Raw genomic sequence first — 19,905 nt, forward strand, 5'->3', positions numbered from 1 at the left:
GACGTCATTGTGGTTGCATTTCAAAACTGGTTCAACTAGCATCCAACCAGTTTTGTTTTGCAACCGGATTCAACCCATGAACGCCTTCCCTGCTCCGGACACGGTCCGCATGCCGCGCAGCCTGGTGCTGCTGTTCGCCGCTGCCAGCGGCCTGAGCGTGGCCAATGTCTACTACGCCCAGCCGCTGCTGGAGGCGCTGGCGGCCGACTTCGGCATCAGCCATGCGGCAGTGGGCGGCGTGGTCACCGCCACGCAGGCCGGCTGCGCGCTGGCGCTGGTGCTGCTGGTGCCACTGGGCGACCGGCTGGAGCGGCGGCGGCTCATGCTTTTGCAGTTGCTGGGCCTGGTGCTGGCCCTGGCGGCCGTCAGCACCGCGCGTTCGGCCGTTCTGCTGCTGGCGGGCATGCTGGCCGTGGGCCTGCTGGGCACGGCCATGACGCAGGGGCTGATCGCCTATGCGGCCAGCGCCAGCCAGGCGCATGAGCGCGGGCGCGTGGTGGGCGCGGCCCAGGGCGGGGTTTTCATCGGCCTGCTTTTGGCGCGCGTGTTTGCCGGCGCCGTGGGTGACGTGGCTGGCTGGCGTGGCGTCTATGCCTGCTCGGCCCTGCTGATGCTGGCCCTGGCCTGGCCCCTGTGGCGGCAACTGCCCCGGCTGGCGGTGCCCTTGCATGCACCCAGCTACACGCAGCTGCTCGCCTCCATGCTCCAGCTGCTGCGCCAGGATCGCATGCTGCGCACACGCGGCATGCTGGCCCTGCTGATGTTTGCCACCTTCAATATCTTCTGGAGCGCCCTGGTCCTGCCGCTGAGCGCACCGCCCTACAGCCTGTCGCTCACGGCCATCGGCGCCTTTGGCCTGGCCGGCGTGGTGGGCGCACTGGCAGCAGCCCGTGCCGGGCACTGGGCCGACCAGGGTTTCGCGCAGCGCACCAGCCTGGGCGCGCTGGTGATCCTGCTGCTGGCCTGGGCGCCGATTGCGCTGCTGGAGCAGTCGCTGTGGGCGCTGGTTGCCGGCATCGTGCTGCTGGACCTGGGCGGCCAGGCCCTGCATGTGACCAACCAGAGCCTGATCTTTCGCAGCAACCCGCAGGCGCACAGCCGGCTGGTGGGCCTGTACATGCTGTTCTATGCCGTGGGCAGCGGGCTGGGGGCGCTGATTGCCACCAATGCCTACGCGCGGTTTGGCTGGCACGGGGTCTGCGTTGCGGGGGCGGGATTCAGCCTGGCGGCCCTGGTGTTCTGGGCCATGACACGGGAGACGGCTGCCCAGGCCAGCGTTCCCGCCTAGACCCGGCTCACCAGCTCCGAAGGCACCCGGCCCAATGCCTTGCGGAACATGGTGGAAAACGCGCTGGGGCTGTCATAGCCCAAATCCAGCGCCACCTGCGTGACCGAGGCGCCCGCAGACAGACGCGACACCGCCGCCAGCAGGCAGGCCTGCTGGCGCCAGGCGCCAAAGGCCATGCCTGTGTGCTGCTGGAAAAACCGGCTGAAGGTGCGCAGGCTCTTGTTCAGCGCTTGCGCCCAATCCTGGGGCGTGGCGCGGATGCTGGGCTGGGCCAGGAACTGCTTGCACAGGGCGGCCAGCTTTTCATCGCGGGGAATGGGCGCGAACAGCGGCAGGCTGCGGGCCGAGGCCAGCTCGTGCAGCACCAGCGTGACCAGGGCGCCGTCGCGGCCCGCTTCGTCGTACAGCGCCGGCAGGTCGGCGCAGGACAGCAGCAGCTGGTGCAGCAGCGGGGTGACGACCAGGGCCTCGCAGTGCACACCCGGGCGGGGCGCAGCAGCCGGTTCGATGTACAGGCTGCGCGTGCTCACGCCCTGCATGCGCACGCTGTGCGGCTTGCTGGCCGGAATCCACACGCCGCTGTAGGGCGGGATGGTCCAGGCGCCGTCGTCGGTTTCCACTTCCATCAGCCCGCTCATCCCGTAGAGAAACTGGGCACGCCGGTGGCTGTGCGTGGGCAGCAGCGTGCCAGGCGTGTAGTCGGTGCCGATGGCCAGCACATCGCGCGCCACGGCGTCCACGGAATGCAGCGGGATGTTGAGCATGGGAATGTCCGGAAAACAGCCAACAGGCTTTGGCAGGAATTCGAGGATTATTGACCTATCCGCGAAAGCAGGCCAAACCGCGGCATCCTAAGGTTCAGTCCTTGCTCGTTTTTTCCAAAGGACTGTCTGTGTTCCCTCTCCTGCTGCTGGCTTTCGGTGTGCTTGCCGGCGTGACCACCGTGCTATTCGGCTTTGGCGGCGGCTTCGTGGCCGTTCCGCTGCTCTATGCGCTGCTGACCTCCATACACGGCGCGGACTCCGCCGTTGGCCAGGCTGCCATGCACATTGCCGTGGCCACCTCCACCTGCGTGATGATTTTCGGCGCCTCCATGGCCACGCTGCGCCAGCACCGCGCGGGCGCCCTGCCCTGGGATCAGGTACGGCCACTGGCTGGCTTCATCGCGGCCGGCGCCGTGGCGGGCGCGGCGGCCGCCACCTGGATCAGCGGCGACTGGGTGCGCTGGGCCTTCATCGCCTACCTGGCCCTGACCATCGCCGACGCGCTGCTGCGCCCGGGCTTCGTGCACGGCACCGCCGCCGGCATGCAGCCCATGGGCCGGCGGGCGGCGGCCACGGCGGGCCTGGCCATTGGTGCGATCGCGGCCTTCCTGGGCGTGGGCGGCAGCGTGATGACCGTGCCGCTGATGCGCCGGCGCGGCGCCAGCATGGCGGCGGCCACGGCCATGGCCAGCCCGCTGTCCCTGCCCATGGCCGTGGCGGGCACCGCTGCCTACATGCTGGCATCGCAGGGCACGGGGCTGGGCCCCTGGCATGTGGGCTATGTGGACCTGCAGGCCTTTGCGCTGCTGACGGCCGGATCGTGGACCGGCATCAGGCTGGCGGCCCCTCTGATCGGCCGCATTCCCGATGCCCTGCATGCCAAGGCCTACCTGGCCCTGCTGGGCCTGGTGCTGCTGGTCATGATCGTGGCCTGAGCGCTGCGCTCAACCCTCCTGGAAGATCGCCTCGATCCGGGTCTCGAACACCCGGGCAATGGCGAATGCCAGCGGCAGGCTGGGGTCGTAGCGGCCTGTCTCGATCGCGTTCACGGTCTGGCGCGACACGCCCAGCAGGTCCGCCAGCGCAGCCTGGCTCCAGCCGCGCTCGGCGCGCAGTTCACGGATTGTGTTTTTCATGGGAGGGGCACTTTGGCGGAACAGCTCATCGGCTGCGCAGCCAGTGAGCCACCGAAGCCGCCACCCAGAGCGCACCCATCAAGGGCCACACCATGAACATGCTGAGCTTGGGAAAACCTGCCATTTCCAGGAATCCGTAGGTGAAGGTGATGCCGGCCGTGCCCGCCGCCGCAATCGCCAGCTGCTCCAGCATGGACTTGCGCAGGAACTCGTCGGTATCGCGCACCAGCCGCACGATGGCCCGCACGGCCAGCGCAAACGCCAGCATGGGGCTCAGCAGCAGCGCCGTGCGCAGGGCCCCGGCCTGCATGTCGGCGCTGAGCAAAAGCGCCCCCACAAGCAGCGCCATGTAGAGCAGCAGCGCAAATCCCAGCTCCTTCTGGTAGCGGCGGTTGGTGACGGTTGTTTGATTCATGGAAGTCTCTCGCAATGTGTAAAGGATGCTTGACATTGTGCGACGCCATCCGCGGACATGTCAAGCAAGCTTTACATCGGCACTGAACGCCCCGCCGTACAATCGCCGCCGTTGGTGCCAGCAGCCCCAGGGGCTGCGGTTAAACGGGAAACATGGGGCGGCCAGATAAAGCCGCCCGCATGTACTGCCCCCGCAACAGTGAGTGAAACGCCGCGTGCATGGCACCGGCCCCCGCCAAACCCGTGCCACTGGGCGTACAGCCCGGGAAGGCCTTGGCGAGTGCGTCACCAGTCTGGATACCGGCCAACAGGCGGCCGGCCGCGCATGCAGCGCAGCCGGTCTTTTTGGTTTCCGTGCCGGCGGGGTCGCTGGCGCGCAACTGGCTCGCATCCATGCACACCCTCGCCCTCGCGCGCGCCCCTGGCGCCGCTCTTCGCTCGCCCTCGGCGTTCCCCGTACTGCGCACGTTGTCCGCCCTGGCTGCGGCCTCGCTGCTGGCCTGCCAGGCCCAAGCACAGGCACAACAGGCACAACAGGCACAACAGGCGCAGCGCGCACAGGCCTCCCAGCTCGATACCGTGGTCGTCACCGCCTCGCGCAGCGAGCAGCCCCTGCGCACCGTCACGGCCGACATGACCGTGATCGACGCCGAGACCATTGCCCGCAGCGGCGCCACGGGCGTGGCCGACCTGCTGGTGCAGGTGCCGGGCGTGCAGATCAACCGCAATGGCGGGCCTGGCCAAGTCACCTCGGTCTACCTGCGCGGCACCAGCAACCAGCACACTGCCGTGTTCATCGACGGCGTGCGCTACAGCTCGCAGGAGCTGCAGGGCGGCGCGGTCTGGTCCACCCTGCCGCTGGCGCAGATCGAGCGCATCGAAGTGCTGCGCGGCCCGGCCGCCGCCATCTATGGCTCAGACGCCATGGGCGGCGTGATCCAGATCTTCACCAAGCGGGCGGACGGCCAGACCCGCGCCTATGCCGAGGCTGGCATAGGCAACCAGGGCACCAGCAAGCTCGCCACGGGATTTCAAGGCGGAGCCAACGGCTTCACCTATGGGCTGAACCTGGCGGACGAGCGCAGCGACGGCTTCGACGTCTACCCCGGCAACACCTTCTCGCCCAATCCGGACAAGGATGGCTACAGCAACACCTCGCTGGGCCTGAACGCGGGCTACAAAACGGGCATCCACCAGATCGATGCCAGCCTGCTGCAAAGCCGCCTGCGCACCCACTACGACCAGAGCCCGCCACCGTTCGACGACTACGACGTGGTCAAGAACACCACCGGCAGCCTGCGCTGGCAGGCCGGCTGGAACGCCATCTACAAAAGCGTGGTCCAGGTCTCCCATACCGACAGCCAAAGCGACCGCCACACCCAGTCGCCCGAAAGCGCCAAGGGCCGCTCCACCAACTACCTGCTGCAGAACCTGTTCACGCTGGGCCAGCACCGTTTCAACATCGACCTGGAGCGCCGCGAGGACAGGCTGGACACGCAATACGCCTGGACGCAGAACACCGACAGCCGGCGCGTGCAGAACTCCCTGTCGGCCGGCTGGCGCCTGACGGAGGGGCGCCACCAGTTCGACGCCAACCTGCGCCACGACCAGGTGCGCGACCAGCAGAACAAGACCACGGGCGGCCTGGGCTACGGCCTGCAGATCGACGAGCGCTGGCGCTGGGTGGCATCGGCCGGCACGGCCTTCAGAACGCCCACGCTGTACGAACGCTTCACGGGCCAGGCGGCGGCCGACCTCAAGCCTGAAAGCAGCACCAACGTGGAAACGGGCCTGCACTATGCGGCCGGTGCCAACCGCCTCTCGGCCGTGGTCTACCGCAACAAGTTCAAGAACCTCATCACCTACGACTGGAACAGCGCCCTTCCCTGCAACTGCTACCGCAACTGGCAGAGCGTGGAAATCACCGGCCTGACGCTGGCGGGCAGCACGCGCATGGGCAGCGCCAACCTGGGCGCCTCGCTGGACTTCATGAACCCCGAGAACCTGGAGACCGGCAAGCTGCTGCCCTACCGCTCCAAGCGCATGCTCAAGCTCAACGCCGACACCCAGGCGGCCGGCTGGACGCTGGGCGGCGAAGCGCAGCTCTACAGCGGCCGCTACGCCGACGAGGCGAACACCTTCAAGCTGGGCGGCTACGGCGTGGTCAACCTCTACGCCCAGCGCCAGCTGACAAGGCAATGGACGCTGCTGGCCCGGGTCAACAACATCGCCGACCGCGACTACGCCCCCACGCGCGGCTATGCAAACGCGGGCCGAACGGTCTTCGTCAGCGTGCGCTGGACACCTCTGCCCTGACCGCCATGCACCTGCTTGTGCGCCTGCCCCGCCTTCTGCTGCTGATCGCCGCCCTGGCCTGCGCGGGCGGCGCCGTCGCGCAAAAGGCGGTGGATGCGAACCAAGGCAGCACAGGCGCGAGCACAGGCACGCCGTACACCGTCACCGACATGCGCGGGCGGCATGTGCGCCTGGAGCGGGTGCCGCAGCGCATCGTCTCGCTGCTGCCCTCGCTGACCGAATCGCTGTGCGCACTGGACGCTTGCGAGCGCATCGTGGGCGTGGACGAGTTCTCCAACCACCCAGCGCGTGTGGCCGCCTTGCCCAAGCTGGGCCACACCTTTGCCCCGCTGGTCGAGGCCACCGTGCGGCTCAGGCCCGACGTGGTGCTGATGGCGTATTCCGCACCCGTCATCGCACAGCTGGAGCGCTTCGGCATTCCCGTGCTGGCACTGGACGCCAACGACATGGCGCAGCTGGAGCAGGTACTGCACAAGCTCGACCAGCTGCTGCAGGTGCAGCGCGCCAACGCCCTGCTGGCGCGCATGCAGGCCGAGGTGGACCAGCAGGCCAAGGCGCTGGCTGCGCTCACGCCCGCCGGGCAGAGGGTGTATTTCGAAGTGGACGCCACGCCTTATGCGGCGGGGCCGGACTCATTCATAGGCCAGCTGCTGCAGCGCCTGGGCGCGCGCAATGTGCTGCCGCAGAACCTGGGTCCCTTCCCCCGCATAACGCCCGAATACGTGCTGCGCCAGCAGCCAGAACTCATCATCCACACGCCGCAGACGCCATCGGCCAGCTTTGCCACCCGCCCCGGCTGGAGCCGCATGCCCGCCGTGCGCTCGGGCCGCATCTGCGCGCTGGACCTGGTCGAAACGGACGTGGTCTCCCGCCCCGGCCCGCGCCTGGGCGAGGCAGCGCGGGCGCTGGGCCGCTGCCTGCAGATGCCGGGCGCAGCGCCGCGTTGACTTCGCTGGCCTGCTTGGCCCGCTTGGCCGATGACCCTGCCTACTCCAGCACCACGGCCGTGCCGCTGGCAGACACCATCAACATGCCATTGCCCTGGCCCAGCACTTCGTAATCCAGGTCCACCCCCACCACGGCATTAGCGCCCAGTTCCTGGGCACGTTCCTCCAGCTCCTTGAGCGCAATCTCGCGCGCCCGCTGCAACTCGCGCTCATAGGTGGCCGACCGCCCGCCCACGATGTCGCGCAGCCCGGCGAACAAATCCTTGAACACATTGGCGCCCAAAATCGCCTCGCCCGCGACCACGCCGCAGTAGCGGGTGATTCGGCGACCTTCGATCTGGGGGGTGGTGGTGATGATCATTGAAGCTCCTGGGTGTTGGTGATGGGGAGTGCCGAGCTTTCGCCACTCGGCCGGACCAGCTGTGAACCGTCAAGCGATTGTTTGGAGATTTGATCCTAGACACGGAGCGACTTGGCCGCTGCTGCGGTGCAGTCTGTGCCAGTTGTAATGATGCTGTCAGCTCGCCAGGGCATTGGTCCGCTCAGCCGAGTTCTGGCACGTCCACCCATCGGACTTGCCTACTATCGCTGCCCGCGTCTGTTCAAGCCCCATCACCACCCGCCCTCTTGCCTTTCCGGATTTGATCGCCACCGGCAGCCGGCTCAACCAATGCCCGTTTGGCCCCAGCGACGTGACGCGCAGGTTGGACAACTGGCGCGATGTGGGCAAGGGTTTCATGGAAAGTACACGAATGCACTCATCGAGCTGAGCCGCAGAGGAAAAACGCAGTACATGCGCCCCGAACTCCACACAGAGAACGGCAAAGCCCTTGTGGGGAATGTGAGCAGGTGCCGAGGGCAGGTAACGGCTGGCGCGGCACCAGAGCCCAACCTCTTGCTCGGCATGCACCCAGTAGGCCATGGGTTCGGCACGCCAGTCCTCAACGAATTCGATCCAATGGCGGGGCGCTGGCACAGGCCATCTCCTTCAGAGGTATTCAAGAGGCGGATTGTGTCGCAAAGTACGGCGCAATTTGCCTTGATGCCCGCCATCACGCCGGGCCGTAGATGGCCCAAGTACTTACATTCATGGTTCCGGCACACAGTCGCCAGTATTCATGGCAGGACCATCCCATGCGCACCAATGAGTCAAAAATCCTGGCGAAAGCCGTATACGAGATCCGTCTTCTCCTGAGCGGATATCTGGGAAGCAACGTGGATGCGGATCCGAGCGTACGGATCGCAGCGCACCTGGCCTATGCCCTGCACAACGATGCATTGGCCGTGCTGGAGGGAAATGGCTTCAGCGCCGACGAAGCGCTGAAGCGGGTGGCGGCCGTGGACTCTCTTCTAGGAGTCGAAGTGGGGAGCGAATTCGTTCGCAGCTTGAAAGCTTAGAGCCCTCTCAAGACCAAGGGGCAATGACAGCATTGCCCCTTTCCTTCTTCCCAAGCCGCCCCAGAATGCCCAGCCTCGACCTACAGTTCGCCTGCATGCGCACCAGCCAGACCTACAACGGTATGATGCCTGCCGGCACCGAACACCAACACTGATGCTTTAGAGCAGATAAAGGCTCTTACCTGATTGATGCCATGGTGCGCTTGCGAGATCCGCCCCTTGAGAGCATGCGTTTATTCAATTAAAAACATCTCAGAAATGCATTCTTAATAGGAGTAGAAATGCACTGCCAAAAATGTAGCCATGAATTTCAAGCGACCGATGTTCGCTGCATCAACTGCGGAGCGACCTTGATCTATGAAGCAAACGGTCATTCCAAGGAATACAAGGAAGCCGCAAGCTTCCTGGACTCAAAAATTTTTGCTGGAATGGGGGCCTTGATCGGATTTTCCATCGTGGCCTTTCTGTTGAAATTCGTTTTTACTTCTCATTGGCTTTCAGATAGAGCAGTTTTCATGGCTGCGATGTGCGGCGGCTTGGTCGGCGGTGTCCTTGGACGCTTTATTCAAAAGCGCCAGCAATAATCAAAAACGGAAGAAGGCACGGAAGCCTGGATCAGGGGTTGCATCTGTAGCCACAGTCGTTGCCTACAGGTCGTCGTGATCGGTTCGGGCCGTGTGGTGACGCGGGACGTTCCGCCTGACGTGATCGCTGCGGCCGTGCGGGGTAGTGCGCGCGATCACGGATGAGGGCAAGACCGGCTTTCCTGCCCGGGCCTGTGGTCACCCGGCTCGGCAGCAGGTTCAGGCGGGCGGCCTTCCTTTCATCGGCCTGCATGATCCGGACACCACGCGGCTGCCCGAACAGCCCCATAATCTGGCTTCAAAAATTTCGCACCCCTATGACACAGTCCCTCAAAGAACTCCTTGCGGCCAAGGCCGCGCTGGACATGGAAATTGCCAAGGCCCGCACCTCGGCGGCCGACGCTGCCCTGTCCAAGGTCCAGAAGCTGGTGACCGATTTCGGGTTCACCCAGCAGCAAGTGTTCCCCTACATCCCTGAAAAAACCAGTGCGCCGGCGAAGTATCGCGATCCGGCCACGGGAGCGACGTGGACAGGCCGGGGCAAGCCTCCGAACTGGATCAAGGACCAGGATCGCGACGACTTCCTCATCGAAAGCAAACCCGAAGCGGCCCAAGGTCCGTTTCTCGCCGAAATGGCGGCAGCGGCAGCTCGCAACTGAAAGCGCTGCACACGGCGGCACGCAGGATGCCGTGCGGTGCGGTGGAGTTCCGATGCGAAGGAATCTGTGCCTTCCGAAAAAAAGCCCTCTGAGCATTCAGCGGGCTTTTTTTACGGCCTGGCGCCGGCAGCGTAGTCACTGCCGGCATCTCTCGAGGGCGTGCATCGCGCTCCGGCAGGGGGATCAGCCGGGCCTTTGCGGCACCGCCAGCCCTCAGGCGTGGCTGACGGGGCAGCTGCCTGCCTTGCCCATGATGCTGTCCGCAGGCGCCTGCGCGCGGTCATTCAGGCCGTAGTCGCGCAGCACCTGGGTGACGCGCACGCGGTAGTCCTTGAAGATCTTGTCGCGGCCGGCGCGCTGGGCGCTGAGGTGGGCTTCCACGTTGCGCCACTGGACGACGGCTTCCTCGTCGCGCCAGGTGGTGACGGACATGACTTTCTCGGGGTTGAGCGTGCTCTGGAAGCACTCCACGGAGATGAACCCCTCCATGGGCTTGAGCATGGGGGTGAGCTTGTTGACCAGGTCCACATAGGTCTGGTTCTGGCCGGGCAAGGCCTGCAGTTCGAACAGTACGACAACCATCTTCAACTCTCCTTTTTTTCGGGAACAGAGATTCCGGCGCCGCGCAGCGGCGGCTCCGGCGTGGGGGGAAATGGGTGAATGGGCGGCGCCGCAGGTTCAGCGGCTGCGCTCCAGGTTGGTCAGCCAGGCGGCCAGCACATCGCGCGCGGCCAGGGTCAGCAGGCCGCCGTATTTCTGGGCATCGGCGCGCAGGGTGCGCGGGTCCACCTTGGCCATGCCGAGCTCACAGGCATGGCCGACCAGCCAGCGCTCCAGCCGGGCCGCATCGGCCTCCAGATGGAATTGCAGGCCCAGCACCTGCGAGCCCACGGCGAAGGCCTGGTTGGCGCCGATGGCGGTGCCAGCCAGGTGCACGGCGCCTTCGGGAATGTCGAACTGGTCGCCATGCCAATGGAGCACGGGCACGCCGTCCAGTTTGGCGAGGGGCGAGGCCAGGCCCGCATCGGTAAGCGTGAGCGGCGAAAAGCCGATTTCCTTGACGCCCAGCGGGTAGACCCTGGCGCCCAGCGCGCGCGCGATGAGCTGCGCGCCCAGGCAGATGCCCAGCAGCGGCTTGCCGCTGTCCAGCCAGCGGCGCACGGCCGCCAGCTCCTGGGCGACGAAGGGATAGAGCGCCTCGTCATAGGCACCTATGGGGCCGCCCAGCACGACCAGCAGGTCGGCACGGCCCAGGTCCAGGGTGTCAAGCTCGCCGATGCTGGGATCGACGTACTGCACTTCGTAGCCGCGGCTGGCGAACTCGGCATGCAGGGTGCCCAGGTCTTCGAAGTGGATGTGGCGCAGCGCGATGGCTTTTTTCATGGGAGGAACTCAGGTGGATACAGGAGGGTGGCTTGGAACGTGCGGAGCCCGTCAGGCGCCGGGTTTGAGATCAACGTGGATATGGCCTGCCGAGGGGAAGGTGCAGCAGGCCAAGGCATAGCCGGCTTCCTTTTCCCTGTCGCTGAGGCAAAAGTCCGCCTCCAGCCGTGAACTGCCTCCCGTGATGCGGATGCGGCAGCTGCCGCAGATGCCGGCCCGGCACTGGCTGCGGATGGCAATGCCCACGCCTTCCAGGATTTCGAGCAGGCTTTTGCCGGATGCGGCTTGGACAATCTGCCCGCTGTGCGCGATCTGCAGCTGGCATGCCTGCGCGGTCTCGCCTGGCTGGGCGGTGGATGCGGCTGGCGGCGTGAAGGCCTCGATGTGCTGTATGGCACCGGGAAAGCAGGCCCGCGCATGCTCGCGGAAGGTCTGCGCAAAGGCGTGGCCACCGCAGATGACCACCGCCTGGGGCTGGCCCAGCGCCAGCAGGGACTGCTGCGAGGGGCGGCCCGGCACGAAGGGGCCGTGGGCGGCAATGTCTTCGCGCGTGATGTGGATACGCAGGTCGAACCAGGGGGCCGTTTCGTACAGCTGCTGCAGCTCCTGCAGGAACGGAATGTCGGCCATGCGTGCAAAGCACAGCAGCAGCGTGGTGCGGGGCACGCGCTGGCCCTGCTGCTGCAGCCGGTCCAGTTCGCGCAGCAGCGCCAGCGGCAGGGTCAGGCCGATGCCGCCGGCCAGCATGACCAGGGAGTCCAGGCCCAGCACCAGGTCGGCCGTGATGTCACCGGCCACGTGGCCGAGCGGCAGCGTGGAGCCTGCGCGCAGCACCGCATGCATGTGGTCGGAGACGCTGCCCCGGCCCGAGCTTTTGACGGCAATGTCGAACTGGCCGGCGCCGTCGTGCTCGCTGCAGGGCTCGTATCGGGTGATGGAGTACAGCCGCTGCTGCACGGCGCCATTGGCGTCGGCATGCTCGATGGCCACATGCCGGCCGGGCCGCAAGCCGCCGAGGAACTGCGCCGAGGTGCCCTGCACGCGCAGGGTGTAGACCATGACGCCGCCCGCCTCTGCCCGTGCCGCCGCGCAGCGCGCCAGCGCGCTGCCTGCCTGGAGGGCGGCGCTCATGCCTGCATCTCCTCGAGGACCGAGGACACCAGCGCCACGCTGCCGCCCAGGTTGCGGCCCGCCAGGCCGATGCGGTCGATCAGGCTTTGCACCGAGTCGGTGTAGACACCGATCTCGTTGCTGTCGCCCACGTCGTGCAGGATGTCGCGCGCATGCGGCATGCCGACCATGGTGAAGACGGTGGACCAGGCGCCCAGTTCGTTGTTGGCGAACATCTGCACGGTCTTGAGGATGATGGAGCGCAGGTAGCTGCGCTCGCGGTTGCTCAGGCCCTGGACGATGTCGGTGGCCACCGAGCTGAAGACGCTGGAGTGGCTCCATTCGTCCACGGCGTGGGTGCGCGTGACCTCGTGGCAGATGGGCTGGATGGAGCGGTCCTCGGCCATGGTCTTGAGGTAGTCGGTGATCAGGGTCTCGCTGGCGCAGGCAATGGCGAAGCGCGCCAGGCGGCGCTCCCATTCCGCGCCGCACTGCGCCAGCACGCCGTTGCGCCAGCCTACGAGGTTGAAGTCCGCGTAGTCCAGCGGCGCCAGGCCGCGCATCTCGTAGATGTAGTTGCAGGCCATGATGGACATGCGGGTGTGCAGGGCCTCGTCCAGCAGGGCCTGGGACATGACGTCCTGCAGCAGCGCACGGTTGGCGCTGGGCGGCGGGGTCTTGATGATGTCCTCGCAGGCCGGCGTGACCACGTTGCACTCGATGTAGATGGTCTTGAGGTTGTAGATGCCCCAGGCGTAGGACAGGCATTGGTCGCGCAGGTGCTGTGGCGCCTCCACCCATGCCTGGTGATCGCGAAACGGCAGCAGCGAGGCGGTGAAGTCCTGCCGGGCGGGGTCGAACGCCAAGCCGCAGTAATCAGGCAGGTCCTGATTCACGGCCGCTCTTGACTTCCAGAGCAGGGACAGCTTTTTGAGCGCATCGCGCACGGCGTCATCTGTCCGAGAGATATCGAGATTCATTTTTCAACTCCGTGTGATTGAACTTGATTGATCTGAGTCAAATCGCCTATTCCCTCCCCCGCTTTCTCCATCTGCCGCAATCACCAATGGCGCTGCAAATAGCGCTTCAAATGTCGCTGCAGATGGCAGATACGTTGTCATGGATTTCTTCACTCTGTCATATTCCACCTTGAATCAATCTCCCCGGCTGCAGATTGCGAATAATTCGTGGCGGTATTGGATCTCATGACTTTCAACGTCTGGCGGCGAATTCTATGGAGAGAGCATGGATTCAAACAGACCTATTTTCGACAATGAACCAGACCGCTTTTTCAACGGTTTACATTGGCATGCCACCTTAATTGGTCTGCTCACCCGCTGAAACATGGTCGGAATCAAGGCCGCTGCACTTTGTAGACTGCCCATTACCGATGCGCCCTGGTTTCCAAATCCTTCCATAAACCGGACGCTGCCGATTCCTGTGCTTCAGCGCCTCCAAGACAGCCAATGCGACATGGACGATTTATCGCTTCCCAAAATCAATTCACTGGATCTTCAACAGGCAGACAGCGAGGCCTGGGATGCCATCGCGGCCGAGCGGATTCGCCAGTCACGCTCGATTGAATTGATTGCCTCTGAAAACTTCGTGAGCCGCGCGGTGATGGAGGCGCAGGGCTCGGTGCTGACCAACAAATACGCCGAGGGCTACCCGGGCGTGCGCTACTACGGCGGCTGCGCCAATGCCGATGCCGTGGAGAACCTGGCCATTGCGCGTGCCAAGGCGCTGTTCGGCTGCGCGCACGCCAACGTGCAGCCGCACTCGGGCAGCCAGGCCAACCAGGGCGTGTACCTGGCGTTCCTGGAGCCCGGCGACAAGATCATGGGGCTGGACCTGCGCTCGGGCGGGCACCTGACGCACGGCTCCCGCGTGAGCGTGTCGGGCAAGTGGTTCCAGTCCATCAGCTACGAGGTGGACGCCCGCTCCCAGCGCATCGACATGGACCAGGTGCGGCGCATTGCGCTGAAGGAGCGGCCCAGGCTCATCATTGCCGGTGGCTCGGCCTATTCACGGCAGATGGACTGGGCCGAGTTCCGGCGCATTGCCGACCGGGTGGGCGCCATCTTCATGGCCGACATCGCGCACGTGGCGGGGCTGGTAGCCGCAGGCGTGTTCCCCTCGCCCGTGGAGCACGCCCATGTGACCACGACCACCACGCACAAGACGCTGCGCGGGCCGCGCGGCGGCATGATCCTCTCGGCCGACGCCGAGATCGCCAGGCGCATAGACGCCGCCGTGTTTCCGGGCCTGCAGTCCGGGCCGCTGATGCATGTGGTGGCGGCCAAGGCGGTGGCGCTGGGCGAGGCGCTCAAGCCCGCCTTTCGCACCTATGCGCGGGCCGTGGTGGACAACGCCCGCGTGCTGTGCGACCGGCTGTCGCAGGGCGGACTGTCCGTGGTGTCCGCAGGCACGGACTGCCATCTGGGCGTGATCGACCTGCGCCCCTGGGAGCTGACGGGCAAGGCCGCCGAAACGGCGCTGGAGCAGATCGGCATCACGGTCAACAAGAACGCCGTGCCCGGCGATGGCGCGCGGCCGCTGGTGACCTCGGGCATCCGCGTGGGCAGCGCGGCCTGCACCACGCGCGGCATGGGCGCCGACGAGTTCCGCGAGATCGGCGACATGATTCTTGCCACGCTGGGCGGCATACGCAGCGGCACCATGAACGCGCGCACGCTCAAGTCCATCCACGAAGGCGTGTCCGACCTGACCGGGCGCTTTCCCCTGCCCTATTGAGGCATGCAGCGTCCGGCTTCTCCCAACCTGTCAGGGTTTTCGCAGCGCGTTGGCCAGGCGCAGCACGGCGGCCTCGATCTCGTAGGCCGTGAGCGAGGCATAGCCCAGCAGCCAGCCCGGCTGCCTCTGCTCGCCCGCGTACAGGCGGCTGAGCCCCTGCAGCAGCACGCCGGCCGCGGCGGCGCGGCGGATGGTGTCTTCCTCGGACCAGCCGGGCTCCAGCAGGCAGGGCACCTGCATGCCGCCCTGGGGCCGTGGCGCGGTGACGATGCCGGCCAGGTGCCTGCCTATGGATTCGAGGATGACCTCGCGCCGCCCCGCATACAGCTTGCGCATGGCCCGCACGTGGGAGTTGTAGTGGCCGTCTTCCATGAAGCGCGCCAGCGTCAGCTGCTGGATCTGGGGCGTGTGCCCGTCCATGATGCTGCGCGCCTGGACAAAGGCGCGCACCAGCTCCTGCGGCAAGGCCATGTAGCCCATGCGCAGGCCCGGGTACAGGGTCTTGCCGAAGGTGCCGATGTAGATGGTGCGCGCGTGCTTGTCCAGGCCTTGCACGCAGGCGGTGGGCATGCCGTCGTAGTGGAATTCGCTGTCGTAGTCGTCCTCGATGATCCAGCGCCCGCTCTCGAACGCCCAGCGGATCAGGTCCAGCCGCCGCTCCAGCTGCATGGTGACGCCCGTGGGGTACTGGTGCGACGGCGTGACGTAGACGCAGGTGGCGCCGCTGCGGTCGGCATGCAGCAGGTCGGTGCGTATGCCTTGCGCGTCCACGTCGATGGGCAGGACCTTGGCCTCGGCCGACTCGAAGGCCTTGCGGGCGCCGAAGTAGCCCGGGTTCTCCAGCAGGATGGGCCGGCCCGCATCCACCAGCAGCTGCGCGCACAGGAACAGCGCCTGCCGCGTGCTGCTGAGCACCACGATCTGCCCGGCGTCCACCTTGGCGCCGCGCTCCAGGTTGAGGTAGGTGGCAATGGCCTTGCGCAGCGGCTCGGCGCCCTGCGGGTCGCCGTGCAGCAGGACGCTGGCGCGGTAGTCCTTGAGCGCCTGCCGCTGCAGCCGCTCCCAGACATCGGTGGGAAAGGTGCGCGTCTCGGGCAGGCCGGTGGCAAAGGCCCGAATGGTCTGCTGGTCGGCGATGCCGCCGCCCTCAACAATGGCCTGACCGCGCCGGCTCAGGCCGGCACCGGCCCTGCCCGCTGCGGCCACCTGGGCGCTGCGCTCGTGCTCGGGCGAGCGGCCGCGCCGCGCCGCCCGGCCCCGCAGCTCGGTGCCGATGGTCTCGGACACATAGCTGCCCGATCCCTGGCGCCGCACGATGAAGCCGTCGCGGTGCAGCTGGGTGTAGGCGTTCTCCACCGTGTCGCGGGCAATGCCCAGCGAGTCGGCCAGGGAGCGCGTGGCCGGCAGCTTCAGGCCGGGCAGCAGAGCTCCATCCAGGATCAGCGCACGCATGGCGCGCTGCACCCGCTGGTGCAGGTCCAGCTGGCGCAGGTCGGCATCTCCCATGCGGATCTTCAGGGTCTCAAGCTCGAAGGTCTTGCTCATGCGGTCTGCTGCCTTTCATCTCATTGCACCTCTTGGGCAGGCCATTGTACTGACGCAAACGCTGCGCGCCCATTGCAAAGTGGTCTGAAACAAGAGAGCGAAGTGTATGGATCATTCAGTCCACTTTGGCGCTCAAATACCCCTTTCTTCAGACAGCCAGGAATCCAACCCCCAAGGAAAACGAGAAGACCATGCCTTCATCAGACACACACTCACCCCTTCGCTTCAGCGACCTCATCCACCCCGTGGTGGCCGGGCTGATCTCGGTCATCGTCAACTACGGCGGCACCTTCATCCTGGTGTTCCAGGCCGCCAAGGTGGCCGGCCTGAGCCCGGAGCTCACGGCTTCGTGGGTGTGGTCGATTTCGATTGGCGTGGGCGTCACCGGGCTGGTGCTGAGCTGGCTCTCGCGCGAGCCCATCATCACGGCCTGGTCCACGCCGGCCGCCGCCTTCCTGGTGACGGCCCTGGCCACCACGCCGTATGCCGAGGCCGTGGGCGCCTATGTGGTGTCGGCCGCGGCCTTCGTGGTGCTGGGACTGTCGGGCTGGTTCGAGCGCGTGATCCGGCTGATTCCGCCCGGCGTGGCCTCGGGCCTGCTGGCGGGCATCCTGCTGCAGTTCGGCATCAAGGCCTTTGGCGGCATGAGCGTGGACCCGCTGCTGGCCGGCCTGCTGATCGTGGCCTATGTGCTGCTCAAGCGGCTGACGGCGCGCTATGCGGTGGTAGGCATCCTGGCGCTGGGCCTGGCGTTCCTGCTGGCGCAAGACCGGGTGGACCTGTCCGGGCTGCAGCTGCGCTTTGCCGCGCCCGTGTTCACGCGGCCGGAATTCACGCTCAACGCCCTGCTGAGTGTGGCCCTGCCGCTGTTCCTGATCACGCTGACCGGGCAGTACATGCCCGGCATGCTGGTGCTGCGCAACGACGGCTTCAAGACCAGCGCCAACCCCATCGTCACGCTCACGGGCCTGGGCTCGCTGCTGATGGCGCCGTTCGGCTCGCACGCCTTCAACATCGCCGCCATCACGGCCGCCATCTGCACGGGCAAGGAGGCGCATGAAGAGCCGTCCAGGCGCTGGATCGCGGGCATCGCTGCGGGCGTGTTCTACATCCTGGTGGGCGTGTTCGGCGTCACGCTGGCGGCCGTGTTCATGGCGTTTCCGGCCACCTTCATCACCACGCTGGCGGGCCTGGCGCTGCTGGGCACCATCGGCGGCAGCCTGGCCAATGCGCTGGCCGACGCCAAAACCCGCGAGGCATCGCTGATCACCTTCCTGGCCGCCGCAGCCAACATTTCCATGCTGGGCATAGGCGGCGCCTTCTGGGGCCTGGTCATAGGCCTGGTGGCCCATGCCGTGCTCAACGGCCAGTGGCCGCGCCGGGCCGCCCGCAGCGAGGCGGGCACCGGCAACGTGCCCGCCGCCGATGCCGCCATCAAAAGGAGCTGAAACCATGTTTGCGACACAAGACACCACCGGCGGCACCGCCCAAGCCGCCGACACCCTGACCCGCCACGACCAGCACGGCCGCTACCCCCAGGCCGAGACGGTGGACGATTTCCGGCACAACCTGGCCACCGTGCAGGCGCGCATGGCCGCTGCGTGCCGCCGCGCGGGGCGCGACCCGGCCAGCGTGCGCCTGCTGCCCGTGAGCAAGACCAAGCCCGAGTCCAGCCTGCGCCTGGCCCACGCGGCGGGCTGCCGCATGCTGGGCGAGAACAAGGTGCAGGAAGCCTTCGGCAAGTGGGAGGCCATGCAGGACCTGGCCGATCTGCAGTGGTCCGTCATCGGCCACCTGCAGACCAACAAGGCCAGGCTGGTGGCGCGCTTTGCCAGCGAGTTCCAGGCGCTGGACAACCTGCGCGTGGCCGAGGCGCTGGACCGCCGCCTGCAGGCCGAAGGCCGGGCGCTGGACGTGTTCGTGCAGGTCAACACCTCGGGCGAGGCCAGCAAGTACGGCCTGCCGCCAGACGAGGTGCAGGGATTTGTCCAGGCCCTGCCCGCCTTCAGTGCGCTGCGCGTGCGCGGCCTGATGACGCTGGCCCTGTTCTCCAGCGAGGCCGAGCGCGTGCGCCAGTGCTTCGTGCTGCTGCGCAGCCTGCGCGACCAGCTGCGCCAGAGCGCGCCGGCGGGCATCTCGCTGGATGAGCTGTCCATGGGCATGTCCGGCGACTTTGAGATCGCCATCGAGGAAGGCGCCACCGTGGTGCGCGTGGGCCAGGCCATCTTCGGCGCCCGCGCCCAGCCGGACAGCTTCTACTGGCCCGCAGGCGGCCCCGATCCCGCGGCCCAGGCACTGCCATGAACGCGCCCCCTCGCCCCCCTTTTCGATTCAACCCTGACCCCGCTTGAGGACCTTGACATGCAAAAAGCCATGCAACCCCTTGATTCCCGCCTGATGAAGGCCTATGCCCGCCAGCCCGTGTCCTTCGTTCGTGGCCGTGGAGCCCTGCTGTGGGACGAGCACGGCACCGAATACCTGGACGCCATTGCCGGCGTGGCCGTGACCGCCCTGGGCCACGCCCATCCGGAGATCGCCGCCGTGATCGCCGAGCAGGCCGGCCTGCTGCTGCACACCTCCAACGTGTTCCGCATCGACTGGCAGGAACGCCTGGGCCAGCGCCTGTGCACCCTGGCCGGCATGGAGACGGCCTTTTTCTGCAACTCCGGCGCCGAGGCCAACGAGGCCGCGCTCAAGCTGGCGCGGCTGCACGGCCACCGCAGGCAGGTGGCGCGGCCGCAGATCCTGGTGATGGACAACGGCTTTCACGGCCGCACGCTGGCCACGCTGTCGGCCACAGGCAACCCGGCCAAGCAGCGCGGCTTCGAGCCGCTGATGCCGGGCTTCGTGCGCGTGCCCTATGACGACATCGCGGCCGTGCACCACGCCGCCGCCCAGCATGGCGACATCGTGGCCGTGCTGATCGAGCCCGTGCAGGGCGAAGGCGGCATCCGCCTGGCAAGCCCCGACTACCTGCGCCAGCTGCGCAGCCTGTGCGACCGGCACGGCTGGCTGCTGATGCTGGACGAGATCCAGACCGGCCTGGGACGCACCGGCGCCTGGTTCGGCCACCAGCACGCGGGCATCGCCCCCGATGTGATGACCCTGGCCAAGGCCCTGGGCAACGGCATTCCGATCGGCGCCTGCCTGGCGCGCGGGCCTGCGGCCGACCTGATCTCGCCCGGCCAGCATGGCTCCACCTTTGGCGGCAACCCGCTGGCCTGCCGCGTGGGCTGCACGGTGCTGGACATCATGGAGAGCGAGGACATCCCCGGCCGCGCCAGGCAACTGGGCCGGCGCCTGCTCAACGGCCTGCAGCAGGCGCTGCACGGCCACCCCGACGTGCTGGCCGTGCGCGGCCAGGGCCTGATGGTGGGCATTGAGCTGAACCGCAACTGCCAGGAACTGGTGGGCCGCGCGCTGGCCCAGCAGCGCCTGCTGATCACGGTGACGCGCGAATCCACCATCCGCCTGCTGCCGCCGCTGATATGCGACGAGCGCCAGATCGACGACATCGTCGCCCGCCTGGCCTGCCTGCTGGAGCCGGCCAGCGCCGCGCAGGCAGGCGCGCCCGCCGCAGGCCAGCTGGCAGCTGCATGACCATCGC

General features: G+C 66.8%; 21 protein-coding genes and 1 riboswitch. Of the genes, 11 read left to right on the forward strand and 10 right to left on the reverse strand.

What is annotated here, in order from left to right; all coding sequences use genetic code 11:
- Nucleotides 1–76: 76 nt before the first annotated feature.
- Nucleotides 77–1,288, forward strand: coding sequence for an MFS transporter (locus ACM14_RS08085; protein ID WP_065345847.1), 1,212 nt, complete (start codon nucleotides 77–79; stop codon nucleotides 1,286–1,288).
- Here ACM14_RS08085 and ACM14_RS08090 read toward each other — a convergent pair.
- Nucleotides 1,285–2,052 carry a helix-turn-helix domain-containing protein gene (locus ACM14_RS08090; protein ID WP_013802455.1) on the reverse strand — a complete coding sequence of 256 codons (768 nt, stop codon included), beginning with the start codon at nucleotides 2,050–2,052 and terminating at the stop codon, nucleotides 1,285–1,287. The two genes, ACM14_RS08085 and ACM14_RS08090, sit on opposite strands and share 4 nt — an antisense overlap.
- A 128-nt stretch (nucleotides 2,053–2,180) precedes the next feature.
- On the opposite strand from ACM14_RS08090, the gene ACM14_RS08095 reads away from it, so the two are divergent.
- A complete protein-coding gene (locus ACM14_RS08095; protein ID WP_065345848.1) occupies nucleotides 2,181–2,987 on the forward strand; it encodes a sulfite exporter TauE/SafE family protein in 807 nt (268 codons plus the stop codon).
- 9 nt (nucleotides 2,988–2,996) lie between these two features.
- Here the strand turns inward: ACM14_RS08095 and ACM14_RS08100 are convergent, their stop codons facing one another.
- Both ACM14_RS08100 and ACM14_RS08105 read right to left on the reverse strand, forming a co-directional pair.
- Nucleotides 2,997–3,188, reverse strand: a complete 192-nt coding sequence (locus ACM14_RS08100; RefSeq protein WP_013802457.1) for a helix-turn-helix transcriptional regulator — start codon at nucleotides 3,186–3,188, stop codon at nucleotides 2,997–2,999.
- A gap of 25 nt (nucleotides 3,189–3,213) precedes the next feature.
- Nucleotides 3,214–3,603: a hypothetical protein gene (locus tag ACM14_RS08105; protein ID WP_012205557.1), complete on the reverse strand. Its 390-nt coding sequence runs from the start codon at nucleotides 3,601–3,603 to the stop codon at nucleotides 3,214–3,216.
- A gap of 95 nt (nucleotides 3,604–3,698) precedes the next feature.
- A riboswitch (cobalamin riboswitch) is annotated at nucleotides 3,699–3,926 on the forward strand.
- Nucleotides 3,927–3,995: 69 nt separating this feature from the next.
- Here ACM14_RS08105 and ACM14_RS08110 point away from each other — a divergent pair.
- Both ACM14_RS08110 and ACM14_RS08115 read left to right on the forward strand, forming a co-directional pair.
- Entirely contained in the window at nucleotides 3,996–5,918 is a 1,923-nt protein-coding gene (locus ACM14_RS08110) for a TonB-dependent receptor (RefSeq protein ID WP_065345871.1), read from the forward strand.
- Nucleotides 5,919–5,923: 5 nt separating this feature from the next.
- Complete coding sequence (locus ACM14_RS08115) at nucleotides 5,924–6,865, forward strand: ABC transporter substrate-binding protein (protein WP_065345849.1); 942 nt, start codon at nucleotides 5,924–5,926, stop codon at nucleotides 6,863–6,865.
- Nucleotides 6,866–6,905: 40 nt separating this feature from the next.
- Here the strand turns inward: ACM14_RS08115 and ACM14_RS08120 are convergent, their stop codons facing one another.
- Both ACM14_RS08120 and ACM14_RS08125 read right to left on the reverse strand, forming a co-directional pair.
- Nucleotides 6,906–7,226 carry a heavy metal-binding domain-containing protein gene (locus ACM14_RS08120; protein WP_012205554.1) on the reverse strand — a complete coding sequence of 107 codons (321 nt, stop codon included), beginning with the start codon at nucleotides 7,224–7,226 and terminating at the stop codon, nucleotides 6,906–6,908.
- A 156-nt stretch (nucleotides 7,227–7,382) separates the two neighbouring features.
- Nucleotides 7,383–7,841 (reverse strand): hypothetical protein, encoded by a 459-nt coding sequence (locus ACM14_RS08125; RefSeq protein ID WP_065345850.1) that lies wholly within the window; start codon nucleotides 7,839–7,841, stop codon nucleotides 7,383–7,385.
- Nucleotides 7,842–7,999: 158 nt separating this feature from the next.
- Here ACM14_RS08125 and ACM14_RS08130 point away from each other — a divergent pair, with 158 nt between their 5' ends.
- The 3 genes from ACM14_RS08130 (at nucleotide 8,000) to ACM14_RS08135 (ending at nucleotide 9,506) form a co-directional block, all read left to right on the forward strand.
- Nucleotides 8,000–8,263 (forward strand): hypothetical protein, encoded by a 264-nt coding sequence (locus ACM14_RS08130; protein ID WP_065345851.1) that lies wholly within the window; start codon nucleotides 8,000–8,002, stop codon nucleotides 8,261–8,263.
- Nucleotides 8,264–8,544: 281 nt separating this feature from the next.
- Nucleotides 8,545–8,847, forward strand: a complete 303-nt coding sequence (locus ACM14_RS31435; RefSeq protein ID WP_139093392.1) for a hypothetical protein — start codon at nucleotides 8,545–8,547, stop codon at nucleotides 8,845–8,847.
- Nucleotides 8,848–9,164: 317 nt separating this feature from the next.
- Nucleotides 9,165–9,506 carry an H-NS family nucleoid-associated regulatory protein gene (locus tag ACM14_RS08135; RefSeq protein WP_034393459.1) on the forward strand — a complete coding sequence of 114 codons (342 nt, stop codon included), beginning with the start codon at nucleotides 9,165–9,167 and terminating at the stop codon, nucleotides 9,504–9,506.
- A gap of 213 nt (nucleotides 9,507–9,719) precedes the next feature.
- Here the strand turns inward: ACM14_RS08135 and ACM14_RS08140 are convergent, their stop codons facing one another.
- The 4 genes from ACM14_RS08140 to ACM14_RS08155 all read right to left on the reverse strand — a co-directional run bounded on the left by ACM14_RS08140 (nucleotide 9,720) and on the right by ACM14_RS08155 (nucleotide 12,979).
- Nucleotides 9,720–10,088: an antibiotic biosynthesis monooxygenase gene (locus tag ACM14_RS08140; protein ID WP_012205544.1), complete on the reverse strand. Its 369-nt coding sequence runs from the start codon at nucleotides 10,086–10,088 to the stop codon at nucleotides 9,720–9,722.
- 96 nt (nucleotides 10,089–10,184) lie between these two features.
- Nucleotides 10,185–10,889 carry a glutamine amidotransferase gene (locus ACM14_RS08145; RefSeq protein ID WP_065345852.1) on the reverse strand — a complete coding sequence of 235 codons (705 nt, stop codon included), beginning with the start codon at nucleotides 10,887–10,889 and terminating at the stop codon, nucleotides 10,185–10,187.
- Between the two features lie 51 nt (nucleotides 10,890–10,940).
- Nucleotides 10,941–12,020, reverse strand: coding sequence for a 2Fe-2S iron-sulfur cluster-binding protein (locus ACM14_RS08150; protein ID WP_065345853.1), 1,080 nt, complete (start codon nucleotides 12,018–12,020; stop codon nucleotides 10,941–10,943).
- Entirely contained in the window at nucleotides 12,017–12,979 is a 963-nt protein-coding gene (locus ACM14_RS08155) for a diiron oxygenase (RefSeq protein WP_012205541.1), read from the reverse strand. The genes ACM14_RS08150 and ACM14_RS08155 overlap by 4 nt, the downstream gene beginning before the upstream one ends.
- 493 nt (nucleotides 12,980–13,472) lie before the next feature.
- Between ACM14_RS08155 and ACM14_RS08160 the strand changes: the two genes are divergently transcribed.
- Complete coding sequence (locus ACM14_RS08160; protein WP_170962038.1) at nucleotides 13,473–14,753, forward strand: serine hydroxymethyltransferase; 1,281 nt, start codon at nucleotides 13,473–13,475, stop codon at nucleotides 14,751–14,753.
- Nucleotides 14,754–14,783: 30 nt separating this feature from the next.
- Here ACM14_RS08160 and ACM14_RS08165 read toward each other — a convergent pair whose 3' ends face one another.
- On the reverse strand, nucleotides 14,784–16,298 hold the full coding sequence (locus ACM14_RS08165) for a PLP-dependent aminotransferase family protein (RefSeq protein WP_065345854.1): 1,515 nt from the start codon (nucleotides 16,296–16,298) through the stop codon (nucleotides 14,784–14,786).
- Nucleotides 16,299–16,489: 191 nt separating this feature from the next.
- Here ACM14_RS08165 and ACM14_RS08170 point away from each other — a divergent pair, with 191 nt between their 5' ends.
- The 3 genes from ACM14_RS08170 (at nucleotide 16,490) to ACM14_RS08180 (ending at nucleotide 19,898) form a co-directional block, all read left to right on the forward strand.
- Nucleotides 16,490–17,746, forward strand: a complete 1,257-nt coding sequence (locus ACM14_RS08170; protein WP_012205538.1) for a benzoate/H(+) symporter BenE family transporter — start codon at nucleotides 16,490–16,492, stop codon at nucleotides 17,744–17,746.
- A gap of 4 nt (nucleotides 17,747–17,750) precedes the next feature.
- Nucleotides 17,751–18,602 carry a YggS family pyridoxal phosphate-dependent enzyme gene (locus tag ACM14_RS08175; protein ID WP_065345855.1) on the forward strand — a complete coding sequence of 284 codons (852 nt, stop codon included), beginning with the start codon at nucleotides 17,751–17,753 and terminating at the stop codon, nucleotides 18,600–18,602.
- A gap of 69 nt (nucleotides 18,603–18,671) precedes the next feature.
- Nucleotides 18,672–19,898 (forward strand): aspartate aminotransferase family protein, encoded by a 1,227-nt coding sequence (locus ACM14_RS08180; RefSeq protein WP_065345856.1) that lies wholly within the window; start codon nucleotides 18,672–18,674, stop codon nucleotides 19,896–19,898.
- Nucleotides 19,899–19,905 lie beyond the last annotated feature (7 nt).

The organism is Delftia sp. JD2 (genome assembly GCF_001682645.1).
Taxonomy (GTDB): domain Bacteria; phylum Pseudomonadota; class Gammaproteobacteria; order Burkholderiales; family Burkholderiaceae_C; genus Comamonas; species Comamonas acidovorans.

Excerpts from the sequence above, each read along its gene's own strand:
- ACM14_RS08145 (WP_065345852.1), bottom strand. The coding sequence starts at position 10,889 with ATGAAAAAAGCCATCGCGCTGCGCCACATCCACTTCGAAGACCTGGGC.
- ACM14_RS08100 (WP_013802457.1), bottom strand. The coding sequence starts at position 3,188 with ATGAAAAACACAATCCGTGAACTGCGCGCCGAGCGCGGCTGGAGCCAG.
- ACM14_RS08170 (WP_012205538.1), top strand. The coding sequence starts at position 16,490 with ATGCCTTCATCAGACACACACTCACCCCTTCGCTTCAGCGACCTCATC.
- ACM14_RS08110 (WP_065345871.1), top strand. The coding sequence starts at position 3,996 with ATGCACACCCTCGCCCTCGCGCGCGCCCCTGGCGCCGCTCTTCGCTCG.
- ACM14_RS08085 (WP_065345847.1), top strand. The coding sequence starts at position 77 with ATGAACGCCTTCCCTGCTCCGGACACGGTCCGCATGCCGCGCAGCCTG.
- ACM14_RS08130 (WP_065345851.1), top strand. The coding sequence starts at position 8,000 with ATGCGCACCAATGAGTCAAAAATCCTGGCGAAAGCCGTATACGAGATC.
- ACM14_RS08090 (WP_013802455.1), bottom strand. The coding sequence starts at position 2,052 with ATGCTCAACATCCCGCTGCATTCCGTGGACGCCGTGGCGCGCGATGTG.
- ACM14_RS08150 (WP_065345853.1), bottom strand. The coding sequence starts at position 12,020 with ATGAGCGCCGCCCTCCAGGCAGGCAGCGCGCTGGCGCGCTGCGCGGCG.
- ACM14_RS31435 (WP_139093392.1), top strand. The coding sequence starts at position 8,545 with ATGCACTGCCAAAAATGTAGCCATGAATTTCAAGCGACCGATGTTCGC.
- ACM14_RS08165 (WP_065345854.1), bottom strand. The coding sequence starts at position 16,298 with ATGAGCAAGACCTTCGAGCTTGAGACCCTGAAGATCCGCATGGGAGAT.
- ACM14_RS08175 (WP_065345855.1), top strand. The coding sequence starts at position 17,751 with ATGTTTGCGACACAAGACACCACCGGCGGCACCGCCCAAGCCGCCGAC.
- ACM14_RS08120 (WP_012205554.1), bottom strand. The coding sequence starts at position 7,226 with ATGATCATCACCACCACCCCCCAGATCGAAGGTCGCCGAATCACCCGC.
- ACM14_RS08105 (WP_012205557.1), bottom strand. The coding sequence starts at position 3,603 with ATGAATCAAACAACCGTCACCAACCGCCGCTACCAGAAGGAGCTGGGA.
- ACM14_RS08135 (WP_034393459.1), top strand. The coding sequence starts at position 9,165 with ATGACACAGTCCCTCAAAGAACTCCTTGCGGCCAAGGCCGCGCTGGAC.
- ACM14_RS08155 (WP_012205541.1), bottom strand. The coding sequence starts at position 12,979 with ATGAATCTCGATATCTCTCGGACAGATGACGCCGTGCGCGATGCGCTC.
- ACM14_RS08140 (WP_012205544.1), bottom strand. The coding sequence starts at position 10,088 with ATGGTTGTCGTACTGTTCGAACTGCAGGCCTTGCCCGGCCAGAACCAG.
- ACM14_RS08180 (WP_065345856.1), top strand. The coding sequence starts at position 18,672 with ATGCAACCCCTTGATTCCCGCCTGATGAAGGCCTATGCCCGCCAGCCC.
- ACM14_RS08160 (WP_170962038.1), top strand. The coding sequence starts at position 13,473 with ATGGACGATTTATCGCTTCCCAAAATCAATTCACTGGATCTTCAACAG.
- ACM14_RS08115 (WP_065345849.1), top strand. The coding sequence starts at position 5,924 with ATGCACCTGCTTGTGCGCCTGCCCCGCCTTCTGCTGCTGATCGCCGCC.